Raw genomic sequence first — 16905 nt, 5'->3', positions numbered from 1 at the left:
AATTTCGGGAGTTTATGAATCATGGTGGAGACAACGGGACTCGAACCCGTGACCACCACGCTGCCAGCGTGGTGCTCTACCAGCTGAGCTATGTCCCCAGAAGTTTGAGTATTTCTTTTTCCAGATTATAAAGGTTATATCTGGCGGTTTTGAATTTTTCAGATGTTATTATATCAAAAAGTTTAAAACTTTCTTCCAAAACCCTTGCACTTTCTTGAGATCTTTTTAAATTTGCTATAACTATTTCTTTTATTGAGCTTCTTTGCTGTTCGCTTTTTGTGGACGGTTTAAGTATATCGTTTATTGAATCTCTGTATTCGACATACTTTTCATAATCCGGGATATTAATATGTCTTAATTTTTTTAATTCTTTAGCCAAAGGAGAGTCGAATTCGTATCTTAAAATATCTTCAACTACCCTTATACCTTCTTTGTATCTGTTAATATTGGCGTCTATAGTGCGGAAAAGAGGAGGATTAGTCGTCACTGTTTAAGAATCCTAAGATTTGAAGTAAAGATATAAATAGGTTTAGAAAATCTAGATATAGCGCAACTGCGGCTTCTATTTCGCTTGATACGTTTCCTCTTATTATGTTTTGAGTGTCGTATAATATAAAAAAGCTGAAAAGTATTGCGCTTACACTTGCTATTGCAAGCTGCAGCATAGGCAGATGAAGGAAAATATTGGCAATACTTGCTACGATTACTATTATTAATGTAATAAACAGAACTTTACCCATTGTTGAAAAGTCTCTTTTTGTATTCATTGCAAAGATTGTCAAAGAAGCAAAAGCGACTGCAGTCAGTCCGAACGCTTCACCGATTACGTATCCCATATTAGCGGCAATGTACATAGCTAATGTAGGTGCTAGGGTAAATCCTGTCATAAAAGTAAAAGCAAATAAAAGCACAAGATTAAGAGGAGTTTTATTTTTAGCGGCGAACAGACCGAACAGAAGAATAAATTCTAATATTACAGCACCCCAGTAAGTAAACGTTAAAGAACCCGTAGCATAATTTACCATATTGCCGACGAAGCCCATTCCAACATATGCGCCTACAGCTCCCGCTATTAATGAACCTGCAAGCAGCTGGTAAGTTCTTTTAACAAATGCGTTAATATCCGTAATTTCGTGTGTGTGAGTATAATTATTTACTGTTTTTTCTGTTTGCAAATCTACATTTTTTGGGTTGCCGCCAAAGTCATTAGAGCTGAATTTCATAAAACCTCCTCTTTTTTTATTGAGATTATACAACAAAAAGGATTAAATTAGTGTTAAAATCGCTTTTGAGGGGTTTTAAGAATTAAAATTGTTGATTGGAAGGAGGCTTGATATTAAAGTCGAAATATTTACTTTCAAATCCGTCCGGAATTCTCGAATACTGTATAGATGCCGCTCTTAAATTGTTTGCTTCCTGCCATAAAAGTCCAAGTCCGTATCTGGCTTCGTAATAGGTAGGGTTTTTAAGTTTTGCCAGTTCCATTAAAGCCACTGCGTTGGCATGATGATTGGCGCCTATTGCGGCTACTGCGGCATGATAAAGCGTATGAGGGTCCATTACGTTTTTGTTGTTGATTAAGTCATTGTAAATTACATAAGCTTCTTCAAAATGTTTGGTATACAGATCTGCAAAAGCCACCCTCTTTAATATAGGTATAAGATCGAAGTTTTCTTTTTTTGCTTTTTTTATTAAATTTAATCGGACTTTGTTTAGTAAACCTGAAATTTTTGCGAAGGTAAAATACCAGTCTCTGACTATTTTGGCTCCGTAATAAAAATCGTTCATATCAAAATGCTGTGAAAAAAACAGAGACTGATAATTCAAAGCCTGTTTATATACAGGCAGATTTTTATTGGTTGCGTAAAAATATAAAAGATTGGCGATGATCTCATTAGGATACATGCTTTTGAGTTTTAACGCTTCATATGTAAAGTCTCTGTCCAATAGAGCTTTTGAAGTCAGTCTTGCTATTATCCAGGTTGGATTGTTTTTATCGTTTTTGTCTAAAAACGCCGCCATTTTTACTGTATTGTTTTGAGTAATGGCAAGCAAGGCTTCTTCTAAAGGAGTATTTGAATTTAAATCTTCTTTGATAGAAGCTATGAGGTAGTCGTTTGTTTTTTTAAGTTTGCCGAGAGCCATAAGTGCGTAAATACCGCTTTTTAAATCGTTAGGATTCAAATGATATGCCCTAAGGAAATGGATATAAGCATTTTTGTAATCTCCAAGCTGTGCATAGGTTAGCGCCAGGTCGTAATGGAGGATATATGATGTTTCTCTGTGTTTGATAAGTTTTTGAAATTCTTTGTTAGCCAGATATATATGGCCGTTAAGAGCCAGTTTCAGCGCATGGGAAATTTTAATGTTTAATGCTGAATAAGTAGCACTTTTGCTTAAATATGACTGTGATTCTTCAATTGAGCCTATAGGTATTCCGGCAATACCTTTTTTCAGATAGGAGATAGTCTGATTCATATTAAATACTTTATAAGGAGCATAGTAGAAGAACAGGTCGTAGAAATCTTCTTTTTGTTTTAAAAATGATTTTTGAAACTCTTTTTGAGCGGTTTTTGTTTCAAATAAAGAAGGTTTTAAATACACTAAAATCGGATATATGTTATTGTCTTGGAATTTTTTAAATATTCTTGATGCTTCTTTAAAATAGGAAAGTTTTAAATCCACCAGTCCCAAAGCAAACTGGGACTCGTTTAAATCGGACATTGAAAGATAGTTTTTGGCCAGGGAGTATTCGCCTATTCTTGCAAGGGATATCCCTTTGTAGAAAGGATTGTTTTCAATTGCCTGTGCTTTGGTGAAATCCTGGTAGTATTCATATATAGCGCTTAAAAGTTTTTCAGATTTTTCTTTATATAAGTTTTTTGTTTTTAAAGCCGGAATGGCTTCAAACTCATATCCCATATAATACATAACAACCGCATAATAGTAAGGGTAGCTTTTTAATTTGGCAATTTCAGGAAGAAACGTATATGCCAGATTTCTGTAGTAGTTAAAAAGTTTTTTATTGCCCATCATCAAGGCGGCATATGTGGCGTTAATGGCGCTTAAGGCTCTGTTGTCTTTGTTTTTAATGGCTTTTTGGAAGTATTCAAGAGCTTTTTTATAGTTTTTTTCTTCCAGTTTTATAACTCCTAAATTGTAATAGGAAAGTGCTTCAGAATAACTGGAAAGTTTGTTAAGAAGCTGAAGGGCTTTTATTTTATTGCCCTTTTCATAAAGAATTGTCGCTTTTTTGATAAGCTGTTTTATTTCGTCTTTTTGTATAATGTGCCGTTTTTCAAGTTTTTTGGTTATCTGCGCAATTTCCTGCGGCTGAGCCGGTGTTTCGGCTTCACGTTTTTTCTTAATGATTATAACGGCGGCCAGAACCAAAACCAATATAATGGTAACCAAAAGAAGAATAATAATTATGTATATTAATTTGTTTTTCTTTTTTTCTTCTTTTTCCCCTTCTTCAATTACGATGACGTTTTCGTCTTGAGAATTGGTTTTGTTCTCTTCAGCCACATTTTACCTTATAAGTATTTTTTTAAAGCTTCAGGTATTTCGATATTTCCGTCTTTTGTCTGGTAATTTTCCATAATCGCCACGAGAGTTCTTCCGACGGCCAGCGAACTTCCGTTTAATGTATGAACTAGTCTGTTTTTCTTGCCGTCTTTATATCTGATTTTTGCCCTTCTGGCCTGAAAATCCCTTGTATTTGAAACGGAACTTATTTCCCTGTATCTGTTTTGTGAAGGAATCCATACTTCCAGATCTATTGTTTTTGCCGCGCTGAATCCCAAATCTCCGGTACAGAGCATGAGTTTCCTGTAAGGAAGACCCAGCTTTTCTAAAGCGCTTCCGGCACATTTTACCATTTCTTCAAACATTTTATCGCTCTCTTCAGGACGGGTGATGGCTACGAGCTCCACTTTGTCAAACTGATGCTGTCTTATGATTCCTTTGGTGTCTTTTCCGTAACTTCCGGCTTCTTTTCTGAAACACGGCGTATAAGCCGTCAGTTTAATAGGTTCGTTTAAATCAGGAATTATTTCGTCTCTGAAAAGATTGGTTAAAGGCACTTCAGCTGTAGGAATAAGATATAAATCTTCATTTTCAATTTTAAACAGGTCCTCTTCGAATTTCGGAAGCTGTCCTGTGCCTGTCATTGTCTCTTTATTGACCATAAAAGGAACATATACCTCTTCAAACCCCCATTCTCTGTTGTGGTCTAAAAAGAAGTTTATTAATGCCCTCTCAAGTCTTGCGGCGTCTTTCTTCATAACCGTAAAACGGCTTTTTGCGAGTTTTACTCCTCTGACAAAATCAAGCCAGTCCAGCTTTTCTCCGAGTTCATCGTGAGGTTTCGGTTCAAAGTCGAACTTTCTCGGCTCTCCGATTCTTTCAATTTCAACATTTTCGTCTTCGTCTTTTCCTACCGGTACGTCTTCATCCGGAATATTCGGAATGACGAGGGCTTTTTGCATTAATTCGTCGTCTATGGATTTCAGTTTTTCTTCCAGTTCTGAAATATGCTGTTTTAAGTCGGAAACTTCTTTTTTAATGTTTTCAGCTTCTTCTTTTTTTCCGTCTTTCATAAGGGCGCCGATCTGTTTTGAAAGAGAGTTTCTTTTTTCAAGAAGTTTATCAAGAGCTGTTTTTATCTCTTTTTTTTCTTTAAAAAGGTTTTTAATCTCTTCAAGGCTTTTTTCATCTACGCCTTTTAACTGCAGGCGTTTAGCTGTTTCGTCAAAATTTTTTTCAAGCAGCTTCAAATCTATCATTAAATTCCTTTATTCTTTATAGTAATTTCATTTTTGGTATAATACTTGGGTAATTTTAACATAAAAGGAGCGTGAATGAAAAAGAAATTATTAGCATTGGGGCTTAGCGCATTAGTTGCAAGTACTTTAATGGCGAAAGATATTAAAGTTGGTGTTTTACAACCATTAACAGGACCTATTGCGTCATTTGGTCAAAAAACACTTGACGGTATTAAACTTGTACATGAAAAATACAACAAACTTCCAAACGGTGATAAAATCGTATTGGTTGTAGTTGACAATCAGTTTGACAAAGTACAGACTGTTAACGGTTATAAAAGATTAGCTAGCGGTGAAAACGTAGTTGCAATTGAAGGGCCTCTTGCAAGTTCAATGGCATTAGCTGTAAAAAGATTCGCAGGAGCTACTAAAACTCCTACAGTTACACAGATTGCTACAAACCCAAGAGTTACAAAAGGTAGCAAATATCTAACAAGGGCATGTTTTACAGATGATTTCCAAGGTACTGTGGCTGCTAAATACGCACTTAAACACAACCTTAAAAATGCAGTAGTTGTATTCGATATGAAACAGGATTATTCTGTAGGTCTTGCCAGAGCTTTTGAAAAAGCTTATAAACAAGGCGGAGGAAAAATTCTTAAAAAACTATTTATCAATACTGGTGATAAAGACTTCAACGCACAGGTTGCACAGATTAAAAAACTTCATCCTCAGTTTATCTATACTCCGATTTATGCACCTGAAGAAGGACTGTTCTTAAGACAGTTAAGAGCGGCTGGAGTTAAAGCGCCTGTAATGGGTGGTGACGGTATTGCGGATCCTGGACTACTTAAAAAACTTGCAGGAAAAGCTGCAAACGGCGTAATGTATACTGACCATTTCGACCCTGCAAAAGCGCCTACTCCGTTATCAAAACAGTTTATTAAAGATTTCAAAGCTAAATACGGAAGACTTCCAAGTGCATTCGCAGCAACTGGAGCTGACGGATATCTATTAATTTATAACGCAATTAAACAATGCGATACTAAAGCAAATAAAACAAATCTTCAATTCAAACAGTGTATTAACGATGCTTTAAGACATACTAAAAACCTTGAAGCTGTTACAGGTTATTTAACAATTGATCCTAAAACTGGAAACCCAGTTGACAAACCGGCTGTTATTGAAGCAATTAAAGACGGTAAAGTTGTATTTAAAGAGCTAATTAAGCCTTAATTACAGTTTTTCTCCCTTTTGGGAGTAAAAATACTAAAGCGCATTATAAAATGCTATTTAGTATTTTTATAAAAAAGAGGAAAAATGGATTTTAGTAAACCGATAGAAATAGCACATGATGTGTTTTGGGTAGGGTATGTTATACCCGACGATCCTTTTCAGTGCCATGTTTATTTAATTAAGAACGGAGAAGAGTCTATACTTATAGACCCGGGCAGTATGATAACTTTTCCTGTAGTTTTGGAAAAAATAAATTCTTTAGTAAATTTAAAAGATATAAAATACATAATAATGCATCATCAGGATCCTGATATAGTGGGATGCTATTCTACATTTGAAAAAATAATGCCGAAAGCCGAAAGATATATAGTTACACACTGGCGTACGGAAATGCTTCTTAAACATTACATGTGGGAGACGCCGTTTTACCTTATAGACCAGCATAACTGGAAACTCAAAGCCGGCAAGAGGGAATTGGAGTTCGTATTTACTCCGTATGCGCATTTTCCGGGAGCTTTTTGTACTTATGACAAAAAAACCGGGATTCTTTTTTCAAGCGATCTTTTCGGCGGATTGACGGAGGAGTTTTCTTTGTTTGCGAAGAATGTGGACGATTATTTTGAAGCGGCAAAACCTTTTCATAAACATTACATGCCGAGTCAGGAAGTACTCCATCATGCGTTAAAACAGGTGCAGAAAAAACATCCTTTAATGATAGCGCCTCAACATGGGTCGATTATAAAAAAAGATTTGATAAATCCGTTAATAGAAAAATTAAAAGATCTGGAATGCGGGCTTTACCTTTTAGACGATTATGAGAGTGATTTGTATATTTTAAATAAAACGGATGAGGTTTTAAAACAGTTTTTTAAAGACACGGTTTCTCTCAGTTCTTTTAATCTAGTGCTTAGAAATCTTTTTGACAATATTAAAAAAGTTATACCGTCTATACAAAAAATAGAAATCTGTGGTATTTCCCCTTTATCGGAGGCAGAGCACTGTTTTTCTTTCGGGGAGGACCATAAAATCGTAGAAATTGACAAGATGGATGAAAATTACTCGTTCAAAAAAGAGCTTAAACAAAATGATAAAAAAATAGGCGATATCTATATTATAATCAATAAAAATATGAATAAAAGAGAAAAAAAACTTCTTGAAATGCTTTTAAATAAAATTGCGGTGCCTGTGGCCATTTCATTGGAAAAAGAGCTGATATTAAGAGAATTGGAAGACAACAATAAAAAACTTTACGAAAAATCTATTACGGATCCTTTGACTAAACTTTACAACAGAGAATATATGAAAGAATTTTTAAACAAAAAAATAGAAGAAGCCAAACGTTATAATTTTCCTTTAAGCGTTGCTATGATAGATATAGATTTTTTCAAAAAAATAAACGATACATACGGACATTTGATAGGAGACTGTGTTTTAAAAGAGCTTTCAGAGCTTCTTAAAAATAATTTCAGAGGTTCAGATATTGTTTCGAGATACGGCGGGGAAGAAATATTTATTATTATGCCTTTTACGGATTGTGAAAATGCATGTAAAAAACTGGAATATTTCAGAAGTCTGGTAGAAGAATATACATTCTGCGACAAAAAAAGCGTTAAAATAACCATAAGTGCTGGTGTATGCGAATTTGACAAAGAAAATGACGGAATAGAAGATTTAATATTAAAAGTTGACAGAAAGGTTTATTTTGCTAAAAAACAAGGTAGAAATAAAGTAGTCTGCGAAAAGGGGGGATAAAATGAGCAGAATGGTGAAGGTTGTTGACGAAGAGGTCCGTTTTGAAGATGTCAATAAAGAAAACAGACCGGTTGTTTCAAAAACAGATATCAGAGGAAAAATCACATATACCAATTCGGTATTCAGAGCATTGTCCGGATATGATAAAGGGGAGATGGAAGGACGTCCTCATAATATTGTAAGACATCCTGACATGCCTAAAAAAGTATTTGAAGAGATGTGGGATACCATTTTAAAAGGTGAAGAATGGAGCGGAATTGTAAAAAATTTAAGAAAAGATGGAAAATATTACTGGGTAGAAGCCACAATTATGCCTATAAAAGACGAAAATAATGCTATAATCGGTTTTATTTCTGCGAGAAGAAGTATCAGTGACGAAGTGAAAAAAGAGTACGAAAAAATTTACAAAGAAATGAGAGAAAAGGAAAAGTAGATGGATGTTGGATTTGTTTTACAGCAAATTGTAAACGGTTTTTCATTAGGTAGTATGTATGCCCTTATCGCTATCGGGTATACATTGGTTTACGGTGTTCTTAGACTAATCAACTTTGCACACGGAGATATTATGATGGTAGGCGCTTTTATGGCGTTTATCTTTTTTAAAATATTAGGGCTTAACTTTTATGTAGCTGTGCTGTTTGCAATTATTTTTACGGCTGCAGTGGGTATTTTGACATATGCAAGCGCATATAAACCTTTGCTTGACAAAGGTGCGCCTAAAATTTCACTTTTAATTACAGCAATCGGTATTTCGTTTTTCCTTGAATCTTTATTTAACGTAATTGCCAACCAGTATCTAGGAGGTACTTATCAGGCGTTTTATTTTCCAAAATGGTTTTCTCACATTATTCATATAGGTTCATTAACAGTGCCGGTGTTAACTATACTCGTACCTATTTTAACGCTTGCTTTGTTGGGACTTGTACTTTTTATTTTATACAGAACAAAAATCGGTATTGCTATTAGGGCTCTTGCATTTGATATCCAGACAGTAAAGCTTATGGGAGCGGATTCTAATAAAATTATTGCGTTTGTATTCGCATTAGGAAGCGGTCTTGCCGCAATCGGCGGTATAGCTTATGCGATGGCTTATCCGAGTATTGACCCGTATATGGGTATGCTTGTTGGTCTTAAAGCATTTGCCGCTGCTGTTGTAGGAGGTATCGGAAGTGTTACAGGTGCGGTTATTGGTGGATTTATTTTAGGATTTGCTGAAGTTGCGGTTCCTGGATTCTTCCCTGAACTAGGGGGATGGAAAGATGCGTTTGCATTTATATTCCTGATTTTCGTACTTTTATTTAAACCTACAGGTATTATGGGAATAGACTTTGAAAGACAAAGGTTTTAATAATGGAAAAGGCAAAAGTAAAAATGGCAAACTTAAGCGCGCCGAAATATTTTGCGATTATTGCGGTAGTAACGGCGCTGTTTTTAGGATTTTTGTATATTTCTCCGAAATGGTTTAACGATTATACCATTACAGTTTTGGGAAATGTTTATATTTTCATAATATTGGCTGTAAGCTATAACCTGATCAATGGTGTAACAGGCCAGTTTTCACTAGAACCGAATGGATTTGTGGCAATCGGTGCGTATGTAACCGCTTTACTGATGTTGAGTCCTGATGTAAAGGCGGATATGTATATTATTGCTGATCCGTATCCTTTTATTAAAGATATATTTTTACCTAATCCGTTTTTCACACTGATTATCAGTGGTATTGTTTCCTCGCTTGTGGCATTAACGCTTGCTTTCCCTGTATTTAGGGTTAGAGGAGACTATCTTGCTATCGTTACTTTGGGATTCGGATTTATTATTAGAATCTTTTTAATCAACAACCCGGAAATTTCAAACGGTTCGATGGGGCTTGATTCTATTCCCGGATTTGCGAGTTATTTTTGGATAGGGTTTAGTGCTCTGGTTACTGTTGTCCTCGTTTATAATATAGTTTATTCTAAATACGGAAGAGGAATGAAAGCCGTAAGAGACGATGAGGATGCGGCATTGGCCATGGGTGTTAATACGTTTAAAGTAAAAACAATAGCATTTATGACAAGTGCGTTTTTTGAAGGAGTCGGAGGAGGGCTTCTTGCAAGTTCTATCGGTTCTATTTCACCGGATCAGTTTACATTTATGCTAACGTTCCAGTTATTGATTATTATTGTTCTTGGCGGTCTTGGAAGTATGAGCGGAGCGATTTTAGGTACTTTATTATTCCTTGGCGGTATGGAAGTATTGAGACCTTTAGACGATGCGACATGGACGTTAGGACCTGTTCACGGTATTCCTGGACTCAGAATGGTTGTATTTAGTCTTATCCTTTTAGGAATAATGCTTTTTGCAAGAAAAGGTCTTTTCGGAGATAAAGAAATCTGGGATTATATAAGATTTAAAAAGAAATAGTTTTAAGGAGATTTAATGAGCGATATTTTAAAAATTGGCAAATATGAATTTACAAGCAGACTTATAGTCGGAAGCGGAAAATATCCTGATTTTCAGACCACGAGAGATGCCACTCTAGCCAGCGGTGCGGAAATGATTACCGTTGCCGTAAGACGTGTAAATATTATGGATCCCAATGAAGAGAATTTAATGGATTATTTTAAAGATACTGATGTCAAAATTCTTCCAAACTCTGCGGGATGTACAACTGCGGAAGAAGCTATTACATTATTCAGACTCGTAAGAGAAGCAACGGGAATTGACATTATTAAACTTGAAGTAATAGGAGATACGGCAAAAACTTTATATCCTGATGTAATGGAAACGTTAAAAGCATGTGAAGTTTTAGCCAAAGAAGATTTTACTATTATGGCTTATACAAATGACGATCCGATTATGGCTAAAAGACTTGAAAATGCCGGCGCTCATGCAGTAATGCCTCTTGCCGCTCCTATCGGAAGCGGACTGGGCGTTCAAAACAGATACAATGTTGTGTTTGTTAAAGATGCTGTAAATGTTCCTGTGATTGTAGACGCGGGTATAGGTACTGCAAGCGACGCTGCGGTTGCCATGGAGCTTGGAGCGGACGGTGTGCTTACGAATACAGCCATTGCACAGGCTAAAAATCCTATAGCAATGGCGGAAGCTATGAAACATGCCGTAATAGCCGGAAGAATGGCTTATAAAGCAGGAAGAATACCTAAAAAACCTTATGCGACGGCCAGTTCACCGTTAGAAGGTCTAATTGAATTTTAACGGGTTTATCCCCGTTTGTTTTTGTATAATTGAGTGACAGACACTAGGAGTTTTTATGAAAATAATAATCGATTTGGCGGCTTTAGCCTTTTTTATATATATCGGTGCTGCTTTATATTTATATTTAACACAAGACAGTAAAATTTTTAACCGTAAATGGGCAAAACCGTATGAACCCGTCGTTGCCGAAAAAATATATTTTATCACAAGTGACGGGATAAAGCTGGAAGGGGCATATACTAAAAACGGCGAAAAATTGCCTCTTGTTCTGTATTTCAGTGGTAACGCAAATAATGTTATAGAGTTTTTGGATAAGATCGCGCCTAAAATTAAAAATTATAATTTTATAGGGTTTAATTATCCTGGATATGCCGGAAGCGAGGGTAAACCGTGTGAAAAATGTATACTTAAATACGCTTTGGAAATATATGATAAATATAAACCTCAGATAGTAATAGGCAGGAGTCTCGGAACGGCCGTAGCTTCATACGTCGCATATAAAAGGCCTGTGAAAAAACTAGTTTTGATTACCCCTTTTGATTCTATATTGAATATTGCAAAAAACAAATACCCTTTATTGCCCGTGGAAGTGCTTGTAAAATATAAATTTAACGAGTATTTATGGGTTAAAGAATTAAATATACCTGTAAGCGTTCTGCTAGTCAAAGACGATGATATTATTCCTGAAGAAAATATAAATAATTTATTAACGCATATAAAACATCTGGATAAGAAAATAACTGTTTCAGGTGTAAAACACGGAAATGTATATGAATATGAGAATATTACAGAAGTGTTAAAACAGCTTTTGGATTAATAATAAACTACACGGTTTCTTCCGGTTTTTTTCGCTACGTATAATGCTTTATCTGCATTAATAAGTGCCTGTTGAATTTCAGATTTTTCTTCGGGTTTGAATGTATAAACTCCCATACTTGCCGTTATCTGTAAATTTTTTCCGTTTTCAAGAGGAATCTGCAGTGTTCTGATTCTGTTTAATATTTTATTGATTAATGTATCTGTTTCTTTAAGGTTAACATCATACAGAAGTAAAACGAATTCTTCACCGCCTATTCTTGCAAGAAAGTCATTTTCCCTGATTATCTGTTTTATTGCATTTACAAACTCTTTTAAAACTATATCTCCCGTTTTGTGGCCGTATGTGTCATTTACTTTTTTAAAGTGGTCTATATCCATCATGATAATACTTATAACTTTTCCTTCCCTTACAGCCTGTTTTAACAGTTTGTGGCCTATTTTAAAAAATGCGCGCCTGTTAAAAGTATCCGTTAACTCGTCAACAAGGGCGAGACGTTCAAGTTTTTTACTTTGTTCGATATTCTCTTTATTATATCTTTCGAGTTGAACGGCTACCAAAAAACCTAAAATAGAAAATGCGATTATACTCATTATTAACGTAACGTATGAATACAGATCTATATTGTAATGGCCAGTAATTCTTATTAAAAGCAGGGTAAGGAGAGAATATACAGAAATATATACCGCTATTCTTTTATTTGTAACGATATAAGCTGTCATTAACGTAAAATCCAGCCATATTGGTATAAATATATCTCTTGTGGATAAAACGGTCTGTGCGCTAATAAAAGTAACTAATACGAAATATGTTATCAGCTGAATTAATTCGAGTTTTTCTTTGCACTTTAAAAGACATATATACATAGAGATTAAAAACAGCAATAAACCTGTAGTATTTAGTGTGGCTAATACGTTTTCCGGAATAAAGTCTGTCGTTCTTAATACAAAAAAAGTAAATGTAATAACAATAGCCAGAAAAAGACTTATCTTAGTAACGTTATATTTAAAATATTTTAAATAATTTATATCGTTCATACTTAATATTATACCTTATATTGCTTAAATTTACATAAGTTTTCCTTTAATTTGTATTTTGAGTGTGGGATATTTTATTAGCAAGTGTATTTTGGTTACGTTTTTTTGTTTTTGAGAATATAAAGTGCTACTTTTTGATACATTTATAAAACTTTATTTTTTTATGTAGTTTAAATAAATAAAAAAGTTTTTATAAGAGTTACAATTATAGACATATAAAATAGCCACCCTAAAGCTGGATTTAATTCAACAGAGTTAACCCAGTTACTTTTAAAGAATCCCTGATGTTTCAAGTGATTAATCCTAAATCACGGATAGCGGTATTATCAAGGCAAGGACTTATGATTATTATATGACAACACTTCTTGTGATTTCAATATTGATGATATTGTTTTTTGAGCAAGCTATTATTGTAAAATAGAATATTGAAAACTCGATTAAAGAGAAAATCAGAAAAAGAGAGCTTGAGCTTATCGAGAAACATTCAACCGAAACACGCATCCTCATAAAGAAAAAGTCGTTAAAACCTCTACGGCTAAAAAGATAATCAAATCCACAACATCAACCAAAAAAGACTACGGCAAAGAATTCATCGATGCCGTTTTCAGAGTCAAACAGCTTCAAAAGGAACTGAAACAAGAAAAAGAGAAAAACAAATTTTTAAAAGAACAAATCAAAGAGTTAGAAAATGAAAATGTCAAACTTAAGGTTGAAAGGGATTATGAGAAAATTGAAAATGAATGAATCTCAAAAAGAGAAAAAATTAGAAGGAAATAAAAAAACAGAAAAAAAACAACATTAATGAAAAAACTAAATTAAACGAGCTTTTAACAAAGAAAAAATTTAAACCAAAAAAATTCAAATAAAATTGATATAATTAAAAAAAATGGACAAAGGGAAATTTTATGATACAAAATTACGAATTTTTAAAATATGGGAACTTAAATTATTCAGTGATCGGAATAACCCCGAAAATACAAGAAATATCTTGTACTTTTAATAATTTTAATAATGCAAGCAAATTATATTTATCTAATTATTCTTTACATACAGAATATTCTGCCTCTCCAATAAAAAATCCTTATTTGCAAAATTATCCTTCTTTGTTTAACTCAACTTTTAATGGTAAAGCCAGCCTATGGACTTCTAATAATTGGGTAAAAGAGTTTTTTGATTTAATTGACCAAAAGATACAACAAATTGGAAAAGCACCAACAATTATTGAAATCCATCCTCCTTATAAAAACCATGTGAAAATTAATGATTTTTTTAATAGATATACCATATTTGAAAATATAGTTTTAAAAAAATATCCTGATGTAACGATTTTAATTGAAAACAGAAATTGTTGTGGTAATTTTTTATTATCAAGAGCTAATGATTATATAGATTTTGCTAACCAAATTAATGCCAGAAAATTAAATTTAAAATTAATAATAGATATTCCTCAATTATTTGGAAAAGAGTTTTTTTTAAACAAAAATAATAACGTTCAAAATACAATTAATAATGTTTTTAATATTTTAAGTACTCGAAAAGTTGTAGATAACATTGGTGGCATTCATATATGTGGTAAAGGACATAATGGAGGGTTTACTTCAATATTTAACAATAATATCCAAAATACTCAGTATTTTTTAAATCGTTTTAGAGCGTTTTCTTCATTATTAGTAAATAAAATATATATTGTTCCAGAAATTTTCAAGCAACAAGATTTTGTTAATATTATAAATGACTTAAAAAATAATCAAATATTATAAAATTAAAACTGTCAGTTAAATTGTCAGTAAAAATCCGCCAAAAACGACTGACACTTACCTCGTTGATTTTATAAATTAAAATAGATTAAATTGAGTTATTGTTTGGGGTCAGGCACAAATTTGAAGAATTAAAAAGTGGCGGAGAGGGCGGGATTCGAACCCGCGGAGGCCTTGCGACCTCAACGGCTTTCAAGGCCGCCGGTTTCAACCACTCACCCACCTCTCCATTAAAAACTTAAATTTAAGTTTTACAAGTGGATGGTGCCCGGGGCCGGACTCGAACCGGCACGGGAAAAGCTCCCGAGGGATTTTAAGTCCCTTGCGTCTACCAATTCCGCCACCCGGGCATTGTGAAGTGAAAGTTTATCTAAAATTGCTTAAACTTCCCTTAAATGGAGGCGCCACCCGGATTCGAACCGGGGATCAGGGCTTTGCAGGCCCCTGCCTTAGCCACTTGGCTATGGCGCCAGATAAATCCAAAGCTTTGAATTTATGGAGCGGGCTACGGGATTCGAACCCGCGACCTCCACCTTGGCAAGGTGGCGCTCTAGCCAGCTGAGCTAAGCCCGCATATCAGGACTAGAATTATATAAAAAAACTAACTAAAATGCAATACTTAAGATAAAAGGAAAAGAAAAAAAGTATAAATTATATTTTTGGACCTGCTTTTTCGAACTCTTTTCCTTCAGGTACGTCTTCGTATCTTTTGAAGTTTTCTACAAACATACTTGCAAGTTTTTTAAGCTGAGCATCGTATTCGTCTTTATTTTCCCATGTATTTCTCGGATTTAATACTTTCGTATTTACACCCGGCAGTTCTTTTGGAATTTGCAGATCAAATACCGGAAGCACTTCAAATTCCGCATTATTTATGCTTCCGTCAAGAATCGCATTAATACAAGCTCTTGTGTCTTTAATGCTCATTCTGTGACCGACTCCGTATGGCCCGCCTGTCCACCCGGTATTTACAAGATATACGTTAACTTCGTGTTTGTCTATTTTTTCTCCTAGAAGTTTTGCATATGCAGTAGGATGTAACGGTAAGAAAGGCTCACCAAAACATGCGCTGAATGTGGCTACAGGCTCGGTAATACCTCTTTCAGTCCCAGCAACTTTTGCAGTATATCCGCTTAAGAAATAATACATTGCCTGCTCTTTTGTAAGTTTGCTTACAGGAGGCAATACACCGAATGCATCTGCACTTAAGAATATAATATTTTTAGGATGTCCGCCCTGAAGAGTGCATTCATGGTTTTCAATATGTTCTATAGGATATGATACTCTGGTGTTTTCCGTTTTGCTTCCGTCTGTATAGTCTACTTCTCCGTTTTCGTTAATAACAACGTTTTCAAGCAATGCACCTTTTCTAATCGCACCGTAAATTTCAGGCTCGCTGTCTTTATCAAGATTGATAACTTTTGCGTAGCATCCGCCTTCAAAGTTAAATACGCCTTTATCGTCCCATCCGTGTTCGTCATCACCTATAAGTTTTCTTTTCGGATCTGTTGATAAAGTTGTTTTTCCTGTGCCGCTTAGTCCGAAGAACAATGCGACGTCACCTTCTTCACCGACGTTAGCTGAACAGTGCATTGAAAGCTTGCCTTCAAGCGGCAGCCAGTAATTCATCATAGTAAATATACCTTTTTTCATTTCACCGCCGTACATTGTACCGCTCATTACGGCAAGGTTTTCTTCGATATTAAACGCTACGAAAATATCGCTATTAAGACCTTCTTCTTTCCATTCTGGATATCTGGCTTTTCCGGCAACCAAGAATGTGAAATCAGGTTTAAAGTTTGCTTTTTCCTCTTCAGAAGGCAATATAAACATATTCATAACGAAATGTGCCTGCCATGCTATAGGTGTTACGAATCTGATACCTCTTCTGCTTTCTTTGCTTGCACCTACGAAAACGTCAACAACATATAATTCGTCTTTTTTTGAAAGTTCTTCTTTTGTGAAAGCTTCTAATTTTTTAAATGTATCAAGAGAGATTGGCTGATTAATACTGCCCCATGCTATATACTGTTCACTTGGAGCCTGTTTTACAAAATATTTATCTTTTGGGCTTCTTCCGGTAAATTCTCCAGTATCAACAGCTGTAGCACCGCTTGCGGTTAACTCTACTTCACCTTTTTTAAGTGTGTCTTCAATAATTTTTTCATAGCTTGGATTGTGTATTATTTTATTTGCTTTAATACCAATCTTGTCTAATTCGGTTATCATAAAATTCTCCTAATAAGTGTGGTTGTATGGAATAAAATTATAACAAAAAAATGGTAACACAAATAGTTGAAAGTGAAATTAAATATCTGAAGATTTGCAGAAAAAAATGAAAG

The 16905-nt window shown here is 34.6% G+C and carries 14 protein-coding genes and 5 tRNA genes; 8 read left to right on the top strand and 11 right to left on the bottom strand.

Annotated features, from left to right (window positions below; all coding sequences use genetic code 11):
• Positions 1-22: 22 nt before the first annotated feature.
• From ACZ5EP_RS07365 to serS, 5 genes are all read right to left on the bottom strand, one after another.
• A tRNA-Ala gene (locus ACZ5EP_RS07365) sits at positions 23-98 on the bottom strand.
• The gene (locus ACZ5EP_RS07360; protein ID WP_464508574.1) at positions 89-487 is read right to left on the bottom strand and encodes a thiamine-phosphate pyrophosphorylase; all 399 of its coding nucleotides are present in this window, start codon (positions 485-487) and stop codon (positions 89-91) included. Before ACZ5EP_RS07360 ends, ACZ5EP_RS07365 begins: the two co-directional genes overlap by 10 nt.
• A complete protein-coding gene (locus tag ACZ5EP_RS07355; RefSeq protein ID WP_464508573.1) occupies positions 477-1223 on the bottom strand; it encodes a Bax inhibitor-1/YccA family protein in 747 nt (248 codons plus the stop codon). Before ACZ5EP_RS07355 ends, ACZ5EP_RS07360 begins: the two co-directional genes overlap by 11 nt.
• 82 nt (positions 1224-1305) lie before the next feature.
• The gene (locus tag ACZ5EP_RS07350; RefSeq protein WP_464508571.1) at positions 1306-3528 is read right to left on the bottom strand and encodes a tetratricopeptide repeat protein; all 2223 of its coding nucleotides are present in this window, start codon (positions 3526-3528) and stop codon (positions 1306-1308) included.
• 8 nt (positions 3529-3536) lie between these two features.
• The gene (serS, locus tag ACZ5EP_RS07345; protein ID WP_464508570.1) at positions 3537-4787 is read right to left on the bottom strand and encodes a serine--tRNA ligase; all 1251 of its coding nucleotides are present in this window, start codon (positions 4785-4787) and stop codon (positions 3537-3539) included.
• A gap of 75 nt (positions 4788-4862) precedes the next feature.
• Between serS and ACZ5EP_RS07340 the strand changes: the two genes are divergently transcribed.
• From ACZ5EP_RS07340 to ACZ5EP_RS07310, 7 genes are all read left to right on the top strand, one after another.
• Entirely contained in the window at positions 4863-6002 is a 1140-nt protein-coding gene (locus tag ACZ5EP_RS07340; RefSeq protein ID WP_127679204.1) for an ABC transporter substrate-binding protein, read from the top strand.
• 84 nt (positions 6003-6086) lie between these two features.
• Positions 6087-7754 (top strand): oxygen-binding di-iron domain-containing protein, encoded by a 1668-nt coding sequence (locus tag ACZ5EP_RS07335; RefSeq protein ID WP_464508568.1) that lies wholly within the window; start codon positions 6087-6089, stop codon positions 7752-7754.
• Between the two features lies 1 nt (position 7755).
• A complete protein-coding gene (locus tag ACZ5EP_RS07330) occupies positions 7756-8187 on the top strand; it encodes a PAS domain-containing protein (protein ID WP_246831072.1) in 432 nt (143 codons plus the stop codon).
• Positions 8188-9102 (top strand): branched-chain amino acid ABC transporter permease, encoded by a 915-nt coding sequence (locus ACZ5EP_RS07325; protein WP_127679206.1) that lies wholly within the window; start codon positions 8188-8190, stop codon positions 9100-9102.
• A gap of 2 nt (positions 9103-9104) precedes the next feature.
• Positions 9105-10157 carry a branched-chain amino acid ABC transporter permease gene (locus tag ACZ5EP_RS07320; RefSeq protein WP_464508567.1) on the top strand — a complete coding sequence of 351 codons (1053 nt, stop codon included), beginning with the start codon at positions 9105-9107 and terminating at the stop codon, positions 10155-10157.
• Positions 10158-10172: 15 nt separating this feature from the next.
• On the top strand, positions 10173-10952 hold the full coding sequence (locus ACZ5EP_RS07315; RefSeq protein WP_012663827.1) for a thiazole synthase: 780 nt from the start codon (positions 10173-10175) through the stop codon (positions 10950-10952).
• A gap of 55 nt (positions 10953-11007) precedes the next feature.
• Positions 11008-11769 (top strand): alpha/beta hydrolase, encoded by a 762-nt coding sequence (locus ACZ5EP_RS07310; protein ID WP_464508566.1) that lies wholly within the window; start codon positions 11008-11010, stop codon positions 11767-11769.
• On the opposite strand, the gene ACZ5EP_RS07305 is transcribed toward ACZ5EP_RS07310, so the two are convergent.
• The gene (locus ACZ5EP_RS07305) at positions 11766-12806 is read right to left on the bottom strand and encodes a GGDEF domain-containing protein (protein ID WP_464508565.1); all 1041 of its coding nucleotides are present in this window, start codon (positions 12804-12806) and stop codon (positions 11766-11768) included. The genes ACZ5EP_RS07310 and ACZ5EP_RS07305 overlap by 4 nt on opposite strands.
• Before the next feature lie 905 nt (positions 12807-13711).
• On the opposite strand from ACZ5EP_RS07305, the gene ACZ5EP_RS07300 reads away from it, so the two are divergent.
• A complete protein-coding gene (locus ACZ5EP_RS07300) occupies positions 13712-14566 on the top strand; it encodes a hypothetical protein (RefSeq protein ID WP_464508564.1) in 855 nt (284 codons plus the stop codon).
• Positions 14567-14702: 136 nt separating this feature from the next.
• Here ACZ5EP_RS07300 and ACZ5EP_RS07295 read toward each other — a convergent pair.
• The 5 genes from ACZ5EP_RS07295 to pckA form a co-directional block, all read right to left on the bottom strand.
• A tRNA-Ser gene (locus ACZ5EP_RS07295) sits at positions 14703-14792 on the bottom strand.
• A gap of 33 nt (positions 14793-14825) precedes the next feature.
• Positions 14826-14913, bottom strand: a tRNA-Leu gene (locus ACZ5EP_RS07290).
• 46 nt (positions 14914-14959) lie between these two features.
• Positions 14960-15034 (bottom strand) — tRNA-Cys (locus tag ACZ5EP_RS07285).
• A gap of 25 nt (positions 15035-15059) precedes the next feature.
• Positions 15060-15136: transfer RNA gene (locus tag ACZ5EP_RS07280), tRNA-Gly, on the bottom strand.
• Positions 15137-15214: 78 nt separating this feature from the next.
• Positions 15215-16792, bottom strand: a complete 1578-nt coding sequence (pckA, locus tag ACZ5EP_RS07275; protein ID WP_464508563.1) for a phosphoenolpyruvate carboxykinase (ATP) — start codon at positions 16790-16792, stop codon at positions 15215-15217.
• Between the last annotated feature and the right edge of the window lie 113 nt (positions 16793-16905).

The organism is Nautilia abyssi, assembly GCF_055388085.1.
The sequence above is the reverse complement of the archived record's forward strand: the minus strand, read 5'-3'. Positions and strand labels throughout refer to the sequence as shown.